Annotated in this window: 13 protein-coding genes and 1 pseudogene; 11 read left to right on the forward strand and 3 right to left on the reverse strand. The window is 42.4% G+C overall.

Features of this window, described 5'->3' with window-relative positions:
• On the forward strand, positions 1 to 839 hold an 839-nt coding region (locus tag A3729_RS15460; RefSeq protein WP_068634049.1), incomplete at its 5' end, for a M14 family zinc carboxypeptidase.
• 11 nt (positions 840 to 850) lie between these two features.
• Positions 851 to 1,591, forward strand: coding sequence for an alpha/beta fold hydrolase (locus tag A3729_RS15465; RefSeq protein WP_197470244.1), 741 nt, complete (start codon positions 851 to 853; stop codon positions 1,589 to 1,591).
• 66 nt (positions 1,592 to 1,657) lie between these two features.
• On the opposite strand, the gene A3729_RS15470 is transcribed toward A3729_RS15465, so the two are convergent.
• The gene (locus tag A3729_RS15470; RefSeq protein WP_068507727.1) at positions 1,658 to 2,374 is read right to left on the reverse strand and encodes a lipocalin family protein; all 717 of its coding nucleotides are present in this window, start codon (positions 2,372 to 2,374) and stop codon (positions 1,658 to 1,660) included.
• 278 nt (positions 2,375 to 2,652) lie between these two features.
• On the opposite strand from A3729_RS15470, the gene A3729_RS15475 reads away from it, so the two are divergent.
• From A3729_RS15475 to eda, 5 genes and pseudogenes are all read left to right on the forward strand, one after another.
• Positions 2,653 to 3,303, forward strand: coding sequence for a 2OG-Fe(II) oxygenase (locus A3729_RS15475; protein ID WP_068507730.1), 651 nt, complete (start codon positions 2,653 to 2,655; stop codon positions 3,301 to 3,303).
• 129 nt (positions 3,304 to 3,432) lie between these two features.
• Positions 3,433 to 4,119 carry a transposase gene (locus tag A3729_RS15480; protein WP_068507732.1) on the forward strand — a complete coding sequence of 229 codons (687 nt, stop codon included), beginning with the start codon at positions 3,433 to 3,435 and terminating at the stop codon, positions 4,117 to 4,119.
• A gap of 32 nt (positions 4,120 to 4,151) precedes the next feature.
• Positions 4,152 to 4,292, forward strand: a pseudogene (locus A3729_RS30940) (transposase domain-containing protein); the annotation flags it as partial.
• A 220-nt stretch (positions 4,293 to 4,512) separates the two neighbouring features.
• On the forward strand, positions 4,513 to 5,934 hold the full coding sequence (locus tag A3729_RS31715) for a cytidylyltransferase domain-containing protein (protein ID WP_068507734.1): 1,422 nt from the start codon (positions 4,513 to 4,515) through the stop codon (positions 5,932 to 5,934).
• A gap of 2 nt (positions 5,935 to 5,936) precedes the next feature.
• Positions 5,937 to 6,473 carry a bifunctional 4-hydroxy-2-oxoglutarate aldolase/2-dehydro-3-deoxy-phosphogluconate aldolase gene (eda, locus tag A3729_RS15490; protein ID WP_068507735.1) on the forward strand — a complete coding sequence of 179 codons (537 nt, stop codon included), beginning with the start codon at positions 5,937 to 5,939 and terminating at the stop codon, positions 6,471 to 6,473.
• Between the two features lie 47 nt (positions 6,474 to 6,520).
• Here the strand turns inward: eda and A3729_RS15495 are convergent, their stop codons facing one another.
• On the reverse strand, positions 6,521 to 7,519 hold the full coding sequence (locus A3729_RS15495) for a polysialyltransferase family glycosyltransferase (RefSeq protein ID WP_068507737.1): 999 nt from the start codon (positions 7,517 to 7,519) through the stop codon (positions 6,521 to 6,523).
• A 343-nt stretch (positions 7,520 to 7,862) separates the two neighbouring features.
• Between A3729_RS15495 and A3729_RS15500 the strand changes: the two genes are divergently transcribed.
• Complete coding sequence (locus tag A3729_RS15500) at positions 7,863 to 8,753, forward strand: LysR family transcriptional regulator (RefSeq protein ID WP_068507739.1); 891 nt, start codon at positions 7,863 to 7,865, stop codon at positions 8,751 to 8,753.
• A 10-nt stretch (positions 8,754 to 8,763) separates the two neighbouring features.
• Here the strand turns inward: A3729_RS15500 and A3729_RS15505 are convergent, their stop codons facing one another.
• Positions 8,764 to 10,689, reverse strand: coding sequence for an acyltransferase family protein (locus A3729_RS15505; protein WP_068507741.1), 1,926 nt, complete (start codon positions 10,687 to 10,689; stop codon positions 8,764 to 8,766).
• A 196-nt stretch (positions 10,690 to 10,885) separates the two neighbouring features.
• On the opposite strand from A3729_RS15505, the gene A3729_RS15510 reads away from it, so the two are divergent.
• Genes A3729_RS15510 through A3729_RS15520 form a run of 3 tightly spaced genes read left to right on the forward strand, consistent with a single transcriptional unit; the run spans position 10,886 to position 13,905 of the window.
• A complete protein-coding gene (locus A3729_RS15510; RefSeq protein WP_068510881.1) occupies positions 10,886 to 11,779 on the forward strand; it encodes a glycosyltransferase family A protein in 894 nt (297 codons plus the stop codon).
• A gap of 17 nt (positions 11,780 to 11,796) precedes the next feature.
• Complete coding sequence (locus A3729_RS15515; protein ID WP_068510878.1) at positions 11,797 to 12,837, forward strand: polysialyltransferase family glycosyltransferase; 1,041 nt, start codon at positions 11,797 to 11,799, stop codon at positions 12,835 to 12,837.
• A 30-nt stretch (positions 12,838 to 12,867) separates the two neighbouring features.
• Positions 12,868 to 13,905 (forward strand): hypothetical protein, encoded by a 1,038-nt coding sequence (locus A3729_RS15520; RefSeq protein ID WP_068510876.1) that lies wholly within the window; start codon positions 12,868 to 12,870, stop codon positions 13,903 to 13,905.
• Positions 13,906 to 13,924 lie beyond the last annotated feature (19 nt).

Below are 13,924 nucleotides of genomic sequence, written 5' to 3' on the forward strand. Positions count from 1 at the left end.
CGGGTGTTCATGGGATCGAGCGTATCGGTACACAAGTTTTGCTGTCGTACCTAGAGATGCTGCTGTCGCGAATGTCTTGGGATGTGGTGGTCGCCAAACAATTAGAAGCAATGAACTTAGTGTTTTTGCCGATAGTTAATCCTGGCGGGATGTATCTCAATACACGTGCTAATCCCAATGGTGTGGATTTAATGCGTAACTCTCCGATGGAAGCAGAGAGCGAGGCCCTGTTATTTGGTGGCGGACAAAGAATATCGCCACACCTGCCTTGGTATTGTGGCAAGGTCGAGGAGCAAATGGAGCTTGAGAACCAGAAGCTGGTAGAGGTGGTCGAGCGTTATTCTGATCAATCGCCCTTTACCTTAACGCTAGACTGTCATTCGGGCTTTGGCTTCCACGATTACTTGTGGTTTCCCTATGCTTATCGCAAACGGCCTATTGCGGTACTCGACAAGATTTATGCGCTGAAATTATTGCTAGATCGAACTTACTCTCACCATCATTATATCTTTGAGCCTCAGTCATTGAGTTATATCACGCATGGAGATCTGTGGGATTACATCTACAAGCGACATAAGAATTCACATGAGAGTATGATGATTCCTTTGACGCTTGAGATGGGCTCATGGAATTGGATTAAGAAGCGTCCGACTCAACTATTCTCTAGGTCTGGTTTATTCAACCCGATGGTGCCGCATCGCCTGCAACGCGTTTTACGGCGGCATATTATGCTATTCGATTTTCTTTGCTCGGCAGCCATTGGCTATAAGAGCTGGATGCCCAAGAAAAAGCAGCAGGTACAGACCTTTCAAGCAGCTAAGCAGTTTTGGTATCGCTAATGGAAAAGTGGATGCTAATAAGGGGTTTGTCTCGCCAGAAATTGCATTGGGGTGAGTTTCCTGAGCACTTAAAAACACTGTCAGGCGCAGAGGTATTGTTTGAGGACTTGCCAGGTTTTGGTGAGCGACATCATGAATCTAGCCCGGGGACGATAGAAGAAATTGCTGAGAGTCTTGCGCCGAGGATTTTTGACTCAGCCAAGCTTGTTGACGGTAAGATCAATCTTGTAGGTATTTCCATGGGCGGAATGGTGGCGCTTGCCTTGGCTCAAATGCACCCTGAAAAAGTCGCTAGCCTGATACTGATAAATTCAAGCTTTAGACCCTATGCTCGCTTTTATCAGAGACTTCAACCTAAGGCCTATGCAGGCTTCCTAAAGGCCTGGTTTAACCCCGTTATGCGCTACAGTGAGCGTGAAATTTTGCGATTGTCGAGTAACATGAGAGATAGTGATGAGTGTTTGCTAGATGAGTGGTTAGACTTCAGACGTAAGCAGCCACCTAGCCGGAGAGCGGCAATCAAGCAAATTCTGGCGGCCAGTCGCTTTCAATGCGAATCACAAAAGCCCGTCGAACATATGCTGTTTATTGCGGCTAAACAAGACAGGATTGTTAGCTACCACTGCTCTGAAAATGCCGCCCAAGCATGGGGGGCAGATTATCGTTGTCATCACTATGCCGGGCATGACTTGGCTTTGGATGCACCACAGTGGTTAGCCGAGCAGATCGTTGAGTGGCGACAGAGTCTATAAAGAGCGGGGTGAGAAGTAAGCAAACCTGAATGATCAGGCTTGCTTACTTGAATCTAGGCACAGGTTCTATTTTATGAAGAGGACGTTGGAGTCCATATAAGGTGCCTCATCAGCATAATCGTTTAAACTAATGAAGCTAATTTTTTCGCTATCCTGTTCAGTAAAGAAGAACTTGTTACTGCCCAAAGCACGGTCGTAGACAATGGATATTGTGCCGTCACCTTGAAAACTCCAGGAAAATGAAAAAGACGAGCCATCATTTTCATCTCCGTTGGTAGCGCCCGTATTGTTAGCAAAGAACTCAATAGAGCAGAAAGGGCAGTCTTCATAGTAGAATTCTTTAGTGAGATCACTTAACGAAGGTTGAATTGCTTCTACTGCACAATGCCTGATATGACTGACATCGTCTTCAGGAAGTTGGAAGCAGTATTGGCCCTGTTCGATCGCAGACTCTCTAAAGGTAAGTGTTTCATCGGCAAGGTAAACAATTACCTCGTTATTTACCACTGCCCATGTACCGCTCGTTACGCTCGCTAAACGTGAATCGTTATCATCGTTTCCGGTGAATTCAAAGGTCATGTCAGAGAAAAAACTGAAGATAACATAGGTATCATCGCCAAGGTCGTCGATAAAAGCCTTGCCACAGAGGTCTGACTCGGAAATTGTGTCGGAGCTATTATCTGGCTCGGGGCAATCAGGCAGTGTTATATTTTTACTGTCAGAGCCACAAGCAGACAAAAATAAAATTAAAGTGATTAGTGCGAATAGTTTAGACGCAGTCATAGTGTCGTTTCTCAAAATTTGATTATAAAGAGGATTTATTTATAGCTTTCGCATAAGCACGAAAGCGTGAAGAGTTTTATCGACAGAACTAAATAGCTTTCTGTTGATCAGAAAGTTCAGTTGTCAGTATTGATTTTTGGGTAATTAAAATAGAATGTTCGTCATATTCAAAATCCTTTTAAATATTTGAAGTTTAAGGGCCGCATTTTTGCGTAGTAAGAACGCGAACTATACTGTGGAAATCGTGTTCTTAGCAATGACTTTTTGGAGAACTATCGGTGTACTTATCAAGCCCAGAAGACAATGAAGTTTTGTTTGAGTCAATCGCGCAAGATTTGATTCAAACCGGCTGCTCTATCAATGAAGGGGCGATCCCTCAGGCTTTGGCTGATGCTTTGGCGCAGGAAGTAAAAGGCTTAGCTTCAGAGAAATTCAAGAAAGCCGGAATAGGGCGTGAGCAAGACTTTGTGAGGAACGAGACGGTTCGCTCTGATGAAATCGCTTGGATCTCAGAAGAGACGGAGGCGGGTAAGGCTTGGCTTGAATGGGCGTCTCAATTGCAGTCTTATATGAACAGGCGCTTATACTTAGGCTTGTTTTCGTTCGAAAGTCATTTTGCGCATTACAGTGCGGGTGATTTTTATCAGCGCCACTTGGATGCCTTTAAGGGGCAGTCAAATCGAACACTCACTTTGGTCGCCTATTTTAATAAAGACTGGACGCAAGAGGATGGCGGTGAGTTAGTTGTATACAAGGATCAGGATGATCAAGAAGGGCAAAAAGTGCTTCCTAGCTTCGCGACACTGGTGGTCTTTCTTAGTGAAGAGTTTCCGCATGAAGTGCTGCCAGCTAAAAAGGATCGCTACTCGATTGCGGGTTGGTTTCGGGTGAATACTTCTTCGGCGGACCGGGTTGACCCGCCGGAGTAAAACGAAATGAGAGAAAAGTAAAGAAAGGGGACGGAGGGATTATTAATTGACCAGCAGACAAACTTCTCCGTAAACCCAAACTCTGATACTTTCAATGATTCTTAATCCATACGCAAAAAGGAGTTTGCGATGCCGAGAAGAAAAAGGATGTATTTGCCTGACGTGCCCTTTCATATTGTTCAGCGCGGGAATAATCGAGAAGCCTGTTTTTACTCACCTGAAGATTACCAATTTTACTTGCATGTTCTAGGCGAGGTACTGAGCCGTTACAATGTGGCGCTTCATAGTTATGTTTTGATGACCAATCATGTGCATTTACTTATGACAGCTTCAGAGCAAGATGGTATTTCTCAAGTGATGAAGGTGTTGGGTAGCCGTTATGCGCAGTACTTTAATAAGACGTACAAGCGCACAGGAACGTTATGGGAAGGTAGGCACAAATCAAGCCCTATTGATGGGGTGGCCTATTTGTTGAAATGTTATCGATATATCGAACTAAATCCGGTGACAGCGAAAATGGTTGAGCGGCCGGAAGAGTACAAATGGAGTAGCTATGGCTCAAATGCCTATGGTGATGAGCATGTTGTGACAACTCCGCATGAACTGTATCTTGAGTTAGGCAGTGATATAGAGCAAAGATGCTATCAATATCGTGAGTTATTTAAAGAAAGCTTGAGTGGCTCAGATGTGCACGGGATTCGGTTAGCAGAACACTATTGCCAACCGCTGGGTTCCGATAGGTTCAAGATCCAAGTTGCCGAGAAGACAGGGCAAAAGATTGGCCAGATGCGTAGAGGGAGACCAAAAAATGGCTAATAAATAATCCCTCCGTCCCCTTAAACATTACAATTATGTCGTTAATCCAAACCGCCAAGATGAATGGATTGGAAGCATACGCCTATCAGAAAGATGTGCTTAACCGATTACCGTCGCATAAGAATAATCGGCTGGATGAGTTATTGCCACATAACGGGAAGGCTGATCAATAGGTAATGCCCAGACGCTTACAAGGATCTTGTATAACTTAAAGATTAGGTGGCTCGTTTTCTATGATGTAATCAGATAATCTATATAGGGCTGTAATTTAGTATACCGTCACGTTGCGGTGATGGAGTTGGTAGGCTTAAGTTGTTGTTACAATGAACGAAGTGATAAGAAAGAGGAGGCTGAGTCGCTCGATGACAATAGGACCTTATAAAATGGTGAGAAATGTTTAATAAGTATGATATTGCGGCAGTGATACCTGTCAGACTTGGTAGTTCAAGAGTTTCGCAAAAGGCCCTTCTTGAGGTTGGTGAAGACAAAATTAGTCTGTTAGCGTGGAAAATAAGACAGCTTAAGAAAGTGCTGTCAAAAGATAGCATATACGTTAGTACTGAGGCTGATGTACTGATGGATATTGCTCGAGAAGAGGGTGTAAAAGTTCATCGTCGCGATCAGTTCCTTGCTGACGGACATAAAGCTACTTTTAGTGAGGTCATTGTTGGTGTCGTTAAAGATATACCGCACGAGCACATTGCTTGGGTGACATGTGTTGTTCCTTTGATGAGTCCTCAAGAGTATTTGCAGGGGTTTCGTGAGTACTATGATCATGTTATTCCAGAAACTTCAAGTTTCGATAGCTTGGTTTCTGTAAACTTGCTCAAGGAATATTTTTGGGATGATGAAAAACCAATCAATTATTCTGCAACAAAGAAACATACCATTAGCCAGGAGCTGCCTAATATTTATAGGGTAACGAATGGGCTGTATATGGCTCCTAAGTCATTGATGCTTGATAAAGAGTATCTTCTTGGTAAGAACCCTTTTAAGTCCTGTGTTTCCAAGATTGCGGGCATCGATATAGATGAATACGAAGACTATGAAATTGCTCGTGATTTAATGGGGATTTATCAGAGCAATGAGTCTAAAACTCAAAATGAGAGTGTTATATTTCTGGACTTTGATGGTGTAATCGTAGATTCGGCTAAAGAAGCATATGCTATGGCTATGCTTGCGACTAAAAAATCTCAGAAACTTTCTGACGTAGACTTGAATAGTGAGCATTGCAGGAGGTTTCTCGAACAGCGTTGTCATATTGGTCCCGCGTGGAATTACTATTATCTATTAAAGTGTTTGGACGAAGAGAAGGACGTCCAATTTCTAGATATGTTGCCAAATGAAGCAGGAGACGAAGCTAGGGTTTTCCAGGATAGATTTTTTGCTACGCGACAAGTTGTTAGAAATCATTTCTGGGATGAATGGCTTGATTTAAATCACTTTTATGAAGGTGCTAATGGCTTCATAGACTTAATAAATAACAATTCGAATGTTGTTGTTGTAACGACGAAGGATGCAGAAACTGTCAGTGCGCTTCTTGAAAAGTACGGTGTGTTGCGTGATGTCGAAATTTTTGATTCGAGGTCATATGACCAATTTGGCTGCAAGTCTTTGTTCATGGATGACTATATAAAACGAATGAATATCAAGAGGGCTCTTTTTATTGATGACTCATATTCTCATCTCGAAAAGTGTAATTGGGTTGAAAAGCTATCTACCATCCAAGCTAAGTGGGGTTATGTTTTTCCTGAGGTTTATGAGGATAATAAAAACGAGGTTCTTAATGCTGCAATGGAGATAATTGGTGGATAAAGATGGAATATCTAAAAAATAAAGTCGTCTGTGTGCTCGTTGTTAAGAATCTTGAAGGTTTGCAAAATAAAATTCGGGCATTAGTTGCTGATGGGTTTGATGTCTTTGAAGTAACTTTACGCACAGACGTAGCTCTCGATGCTATTCGTAGCATAAAGCGCGACTTTCCAAGTTTGAAGGTCGGGGCAGGTACTATATTGAATGTTGAGCAGCTAGATGAGTCGATTTGTGCGGGAGCCGATTTTGGGGTTTCTCCAGGGTTGAATGAACTAATAATTTCGAAATCTAAAGAGCGAAACTTTGACTTTATTCCTGGGGTCGCAACACCCACGGAGATTGAGAGAGCTATTGCCTTGGGTCTCTGTTTGGTAAAGTTATTTCCAGCAAAGCTCTTAGGCGGTGTTGAATATATTCAGGCAATTTCGGGGCCTTATCGTAATATGTACTTCATGCCGACAGGTGGGGTGAATGAGTCCACTGCGAAAGATTACTTGGATTTAGATAATGTTCTTTGTGTCGGAGGGTCATGGATGTTCTAAAAGGGTCTGGTGTGTCGTTATTAAGTGAACGTTTTGCACAGCTTGATTTATCCGACTGAATCAAGATCAATCGTATCAACGTTCGCTACTCTGAATATAGTACTAATACTATCAAGGGCCTGTGGATAGATATTGGCGCCAACAGATATAGAGTCTATTCGATCACCAAAAATCAGTTTTGCAGTGAGTAAAACTGTGCTGCAGCATGATATCAGAACGTCATACTCATTTTGTTCCAAATACTGTTCTAAACAAACGTAATCGTGTTCAATTTTTTTATAGTTTTCCTTGAATAGGCAGTCGTATTCGTCCCTTGGGTGGGCAATATAATGTATTTCAGTCACGCCCAATGAGCTTAACTTATTCTCTATTTCATTCGAAATACGGTGTTCAACTTCCTTTGGCGTTTTACTATTTTTTAGAAGGCACTGACCTACAACCAATGCTTTTCTAGCCCCTATTCGATCCGATTCAGAAGTTTTGTCAGGCAAGGAAATGTATTTCACTTTCGACTTAGGGTAAGGGCTTTCTAGCCCAGAAAAACTATAGGCAGTGCTTACGATGGGAGTATCTGTGCCTATTCGTTCCCCTTCTATAGGATATATGCGTAGTCCAGTGACTCCATAGCTTATGCGCGATGGCCATTTTTTCTTCGCTCTATATTCCCACTTTACGGATGCGTCTTCAGGTGAATAGTTTATCGTACCTTCAGGCACGATTCGAACTTCTATGTTATGACTTTTATTGAGCGTTCCAATGATGACGTTCGTATAAATTAGATCGAGCCGGTTAATGTAAAAAATATTCTTATCGTTTAAGTGCTTTTTGATTTTACTAATGTTTTTATGAAGAGCACGGGCTCTTCGGAAGATACCTCTTGATTTAGTTTCCAGAGGAATTACTTTACTTTTACGTTGCTTGAGGTAGTGGGAAGCTTTCTTGTTAAAACTAAAGAATATGGGGCGATGGATTTTTTCTGTTTCAATAATTTTTAGTGACGCAAAGCATTGAAGTTCAGTGTCAATCAGAAATATATGGCTTGTCATTACGTGTTACCAGCCCGGGAAAGTATTCTAAAGTGTTTAACAAGGTAAGGCCTAGTAATAAGGTACTTCTAAGAAGGGAACCTATGTTTGCCTTTAATCGATTGGTTAAGTAAGTAGATGTTATTTATGCTACCTGTTTAATGCAAGTCGATTATATCAGAAAGTTAAACGGGTCACTCAACTGAGTAAAACGAAAAGAGAGAAAAGAGGGGTAGTACCAAAAGGCCTGTATTTAGTGCTACCCGCTAAGCAAGTTTTGAGTTAGTCTATATCTGCTCAGATTGAAGGGCAATAACAAAAAAAATAGAATAACTTTACCATATTTGAGAAGGTTGCTTAGGCTATGAATTACTCTCTTGATGAAATGGCTGTGTTTGTAGCGGTTGTCGATAGTGGCAACTTCTCCAGTGCTGCGAAGAAAAGTGGTATTCCTGTTTCTACTATTAGTCGAAGAATTTCTGATCTGGAAACACGCTTAAATGTACAGTTACTGTATCGTACCACCCGGCAGCAAAAGCTGACTGATATCGGCGCAGTGTATTATGAACACTGCAGTCGCATGCTTCAGGAGGCTGAAACAGCAGAGTTAGCTGTTCAGAACTTACAAGCCAAGCCTTCAGGAATATTAAGAGTGACTTCGCCTTACGCCTATGAAGACCCATTTATGTCTGAACTGATGGCGAGCTTTATGGAGAAGTACCCCGAGGTTAAGCTTCAGAACCTGGTTAATCAGCGTAAAGTAGACCTGATTGAAGAGAAGATCGATTGTGCGATCATTGCTGGTCATTTGGATGATTCCAGTCTTGTCAGGCGTGGTTTGGGCTCGGCTGTCGTTGTTTACTGTTGTAGTCCTGCCTACATTAAGAAGTACGGTTACCCTGACAGTATTGATGACTTAGGTGGCCATAAATTAGTTCAGCTGGAAATCCCTGAATGGCTTAACCCTGAGCCGGATATACTGGTTGATTTGGTGGAAACACGTCTTGCCACCAATGATATGTTTATGTCTCGTCAGGCTGCCGTCGATGGTTTGGGAATCACCCGTTTACCTCGTGTTCATATCGCCAATGCGCTGGAAAAGGGTGAGCTGGTTGAAGTGCTCCCAGAGTATAACTTTGACTTACCTTTAAGCATCTTGTTCCCAAGCAATAAGCAGTTTACCACCAAACTGCGTGCGTTTATTGATCATATGGTTGAGTTTTCAGCCAAACATGCCAAGTGGGATTTTGGATAATCCCTATTGGCTAGTCAATTTTGAGTTGTGCATGATCCAGTACAATTCCGGCACCTGTTAAGCTTAAGTGATCGTCATCGAAATATAGTGCTTGGCCATCCCTTACTGTCGGACAGTATTCTTCAGAGCATATTGCTTCGAGAGGCTTAATTGCTTTCAGGTTATCACCAAATGGCAAGCTATCTAGTTTCTCAAGGATAAACGCATGACGCTTCATGTATGCATCCACTGTCGTGGTTTTATCCTTGTCATAGGTATAATCATCAACAAAGAGGTAGTTCGGGGTCAGTATCGTCGCGATATGATCTGGTAATTCTGGTATCGGATAGACTACGTAGACCATTTTACCTGCTTTTAATAAGCGACTGATAATCTCATCTAGGCTTTGCCAGTACATTTCCCAAACTTCTTCGTGCGTTTCTTTTCGGAAAGGTTCTCTCAGCCAATTATTGATATCTGGTTTAGATAAAAAACCTGTATATCGGTAGCCTACGATTACATTCTTAATGCTTTGTTCTTGTTCTAAGTAAGCTAGTGTTTCATTTGTCCAATTATGGCAGCCACCTCGTTTGACATTATAGTTCAGCGCGGGTTGGCAGCCACTAAACGACAAGTGACGGTTGCCTTGCTTATGAGGCTCGAGCTTCTTTGCTAAGGCATAAGCAAGTTCTACGGTGTGACTATCTCCAAAAGTAGCCCAGGTGACATTGTCGTTGAAGTAATGACACGATTCTTCCGGGCGCAGGTAGTCTTTCCCTTTGGTGTGGCACTGTTTTCTCTTAGGGTTATGTTCAATCGTTGCATCATATTCGGTGCTAAAACGAAATTGCATGCCGTCAGTTGCGAGTATGAATCCAAAGCCTAATATAGCAATACCTATCCAACGTTTAGCAACCTGGATCATATCCTTGTTTTTGAACTTAGGGCTTCTTCTAAACGGGGTTTCGACATAGCGGTAACTTAGAAAAGCCAGTACGAAGGTTAAAAGTACTGCCAGGATGAATAGTGCTTCAGAAGGTTCGCCTGAGCTCTTCATCCGCAAGAACGCGAACAATGGCTGATGCCATAAATAGAGAGAATAGGAGATGAGTCCTACGGCTACAATTGGCTTTAGAGAGAGTAATTTGCCAGCTAGAGTTTGGCGATCAGCAAATATAATGATTAGGCTGGCACCTATAACGGGTAGCAAAGTATAAAAGCTAGGAAATGGCGTGTCAGCATCAAAGCAAAAGAATGAAGCGATAACCATTGTGAGACCAGTCAAAGACGCTATCTGCCTGACGGGTCTCGTATATGAAATCTGATCAAATTTGTATATGGAAATAATTGAGCCAAACAATAGCTCCCAAGCACGAGAGGAAATTAAATAGAAATTTGCTGCGGAGTCTCCTTTGAAGGCCATATATTGCGATAACAGTAAAGAGGCGAGCGTGAGAGCGATAACGATTGCAGAGAGTGACTTACCTTTACGGAAGGCATATAAGGCTAACAAAGGAAAGAGTACATAATACTGTTCTTCTACTGCAAGGCTCCAGGTATGTAACAGTGGTTTTTGCTCTGCTGCCGTAGAAAAATAATCACTAACGCTATAAAAATGGAAGTTAGAGATGAAGCTGATAACCGTTAGCCCGCTATTGGCATAAGATTTAAAAAGCTCTGAAGGCATCACGACAACGGCAATAAGCGTTGTTACAGTCAGCATGCTAAATAAAGCGGGTAAGATTCTACGTGCGCGACGCTCATAGAAGTTTCTGATCGTAAAAGTACCTGCGTTCAGCTCATCCAGAATGATACGGGTAATCAAATAACCGCTGATAACAAAAAAGATATCGACGCCAGCATAGCCACCGCTAAAACCAAATAGTCCAGCGTGGAAAAGAATGACTGGTAGCACTGCTATGGCTCGTAAACCGTCAACTTCACTTCTATAAAGCATTATGAATCCTGGATCTGATAGGTATTTCAATAAATGGCGGCGATACTAACATACAAAAAAATATGTGGACAAGTTTGGGGCTTGTGTTGTCTTCCTTCACCGTTTATGGGATTGAGTATGTCTTAATAATAGGAACCATTTTATTGCTCTTATGGTAATATCCTTGGCTACGATACTTTCTCTGGGAAACGTCTTGATGCAACAAACCAAAACTTATCCGCCACTTCGTTATGATTCATATTTGATCCAACTATTTCGGTGGTTTGTTAAGCCTTTGTTACCCGTGTCGTGGTTTCGCGACCCCATTCCTGAAACCGAAACTCGGTCAGCTGTTTCAGGTGAGTTTGATCTGGAAATCGTAAGTCATTGCTGGAACTACTCTAATACCTTGAGCTATCAGTTAAGTTCATACGTCAACTACCCACCCAGTAAGTTACGTTTAACCGCAACCGTGTTTTATGCTGAGGAAGATAAAGGTACCAAAGCTGTTTTAGATTACTTTTCTAAGCTAGAGGTGCCAAATGTTACTTGGAATTTTCAGCCGCTAAGTAAGGGAAAACTATTTCGCCGCGGAATTGGTCGAAACATGGCGGCTCGTTCGACTAAAGCTGACTGGTTGTGGTTTACCGACTGCGATATTATTTTCCATAAGAATTGCCTCGATTCTTTGGCTGAAGCACTTCAAGGTAAGAAAGATATTTTGTATTACCCGCGCTCCGAGAAAACAACTGACATGTTGAAAGATGACGACCCGATGTTGCGTAAAGATGCCGAGCCTCAATTAGTTGATATTGAAACCGCGAACTTTAGCTCTCATACTCGTGATAAAGCAAAAGGCGCTTTTCAGATTGTACATGGTGATGTAGCTCGGGCGATTGGCTATTGTGAAAAAATAAGAATCTTCCAGACCGAAACGCTAACCTGGCGTAAAACTTATGAAGATACAGCGTTCAAATGGCTGATTAAGTCGGAAGGAACCCCTCTAGATATTGATGGTGTCTTTCAAATTCGTCATGTGACGAAAGGGCGTTATGCGCAGGATTCCAATATATCTAAAGTGCGTAGCAAGATCAGACACATGCAAGAATAGCCGGTGCTGACGACGCGATGAAAAACTACTATTTCATATCCTCTCCTTTACACTTTTTTATTGCCTCTAACTTAGCAATTGAAAATCAAGGACAAGAAAACATAGCTGTAATTGTTTCAAAAAACCTGGATTTGGCCAAATCCTTCACTCTAGCGATTGAGCAAGTAAAGGGATTGTTTCAAGAAACCGTTTCTTTAGCGAATGATAAAGGTCTCGGAAAGATACAGCATCGTCGGGAGGTCATGAAACGGATTGATGTTTTGTTTGCTTCGGATTCGAGTAAACAAATTTATACTGGAAATGATCGCCGAGTAGAGTTTCAGTATGCGATGCATGTTGCCAGTCAATCGGGTAGACGTGCGACCGGTATTTACATGGATGATGGTGCGGTGAGCTATATTGGCCACAAATCAATGAATAGCTTCGCTCACCGTTTTCTGGATCCTTTTCTTAAGAAACTCGTATACGGAACCTGGTGGAAGAACGCCCTGACAATAGGCTCTTCTGCTTGGATTTCAAAAGCCTATTTGGCGTTCCCTGAGTATGCTCACCCTCTGTTGCAGGAAAAGAAGCGCTTAGCGCTCAACACAGATTTGTTCTCATCTGATCAATTTAAACAGCTTTCTAAAAGTTTACTTGATGATAGAAAGGTCGATTTAAGCTGTTTCGATGCGATTAAGGTGTTGATTACTTTGCCTCATGAGGCTAGTTATATGAGGCAGCCGGATAGTCTAACAAGTGCCTATAAGCGATTGTTAGAAACTTTCTCCCCTCGTGACATTGGGGTCAAGGCTCACCCGAGGAGTACTAACCTTGACTTGCTCGATGAGATGTTTCCAGGTTCAACCCGTATCGATAAAAATATAGGCTTTGAGCTTATCTTGCCTCTGCTGGGAGATGACGTGCTTGTTTTGGGCGATATCTCGACAACCTTGCTGTCTGCCAAGTGGTTGAGGCCGGATATTCGTGTTGAAACATTAAGCTGTGAGGTGGCTAGTCAGCAAATGAATGACTTATTCAGCGCTCTTGGGATAAAGAAAAGCTATTCATTGGAATAAGCATTAACACTTAAATAATGGATATTGACAGTGAAGAAATATAAAAAGACTTATTGGGGGGCTATCCCAAAAGAGTTTAAGGCTCATGACAATGTGATATTCAAACGCTTTGGGAGGCGGTCAAATTGGTCGAGTGCTACCTCTATATTGGGTTTGAAGGGCGGAGCCTGTGCGAAGACAATGTTTTTCAGCATGCTTGCTCGAACTGTCCATAGCAATCCTGACTTGTTTGAATCAATACCCCCTGTTTCAATTAATTGGTCGGAGCGTTTTGTCGATGATGGCGATAAAACGCTTGTTGTTGAACATGGCTGGCTACCGAGATCGTCTTATCAAATCTCTCCTCATGGGGCCAATGCACGCAGCCACACTCAGTTTGACTCTGGCGTTGATTATGTTGAGCGCATAGGTCGACGCGATTTAGAGCACTGCAAAGCTCGCGCTCAACACTTCTTGAGGCCTAAAAAGGTTGATATCGCAGGCCTTACTCAAAAGCCTTTTTGTTTATTGCCACTCCAAGGAGGAGAGGACTATAACCTGAAGTTTTCTGATTCTGGTTTTGAGAGCTTGTATGGGCAGAAGGGCGCCAACGATTTATTGGCTCAGGCGCTAATTGATCGGAGTTATGCGGAAGCGCAAGGTGTGAACATTATCGTGACTGAGCATCCTGCTAAAAAATGCCGCTTATCTAATGCTCCGACGTTACCAAAGGGTGTGACATTTATCGAGGCTAAGAAAGGTATCCGTAGTATTGATTTAGCCGCGCATAAAAATTGTGTTGGGGTCGTATCGGTTAACTCTAACTTGGTTCATGAGGCAATGGTCTTAGGCAAGCCTGTTTGTTCTTATGGGCGTTTGATGTACAAGAGTGATGATAAGCCAATGTTTTCGTCAATTGCAGATATGCTGACATGTGGCGAACAAGACCTCAGCCTGGCTGATCAGTATTTAGCGCTATTATTTTTAAGTCAGTGGGAACTCACTGACTTAATGGACCCTATAATTGTGCAGACTTTATTAAACAGCATGGGGAAGGTTTTCCCTTGGGAGTTACGTCGAGGTATTTAACATTGGCTAATGTAAAAGA

Source organism: Oleiphilus sp. HI0043 (assembly GCF_001634935.1).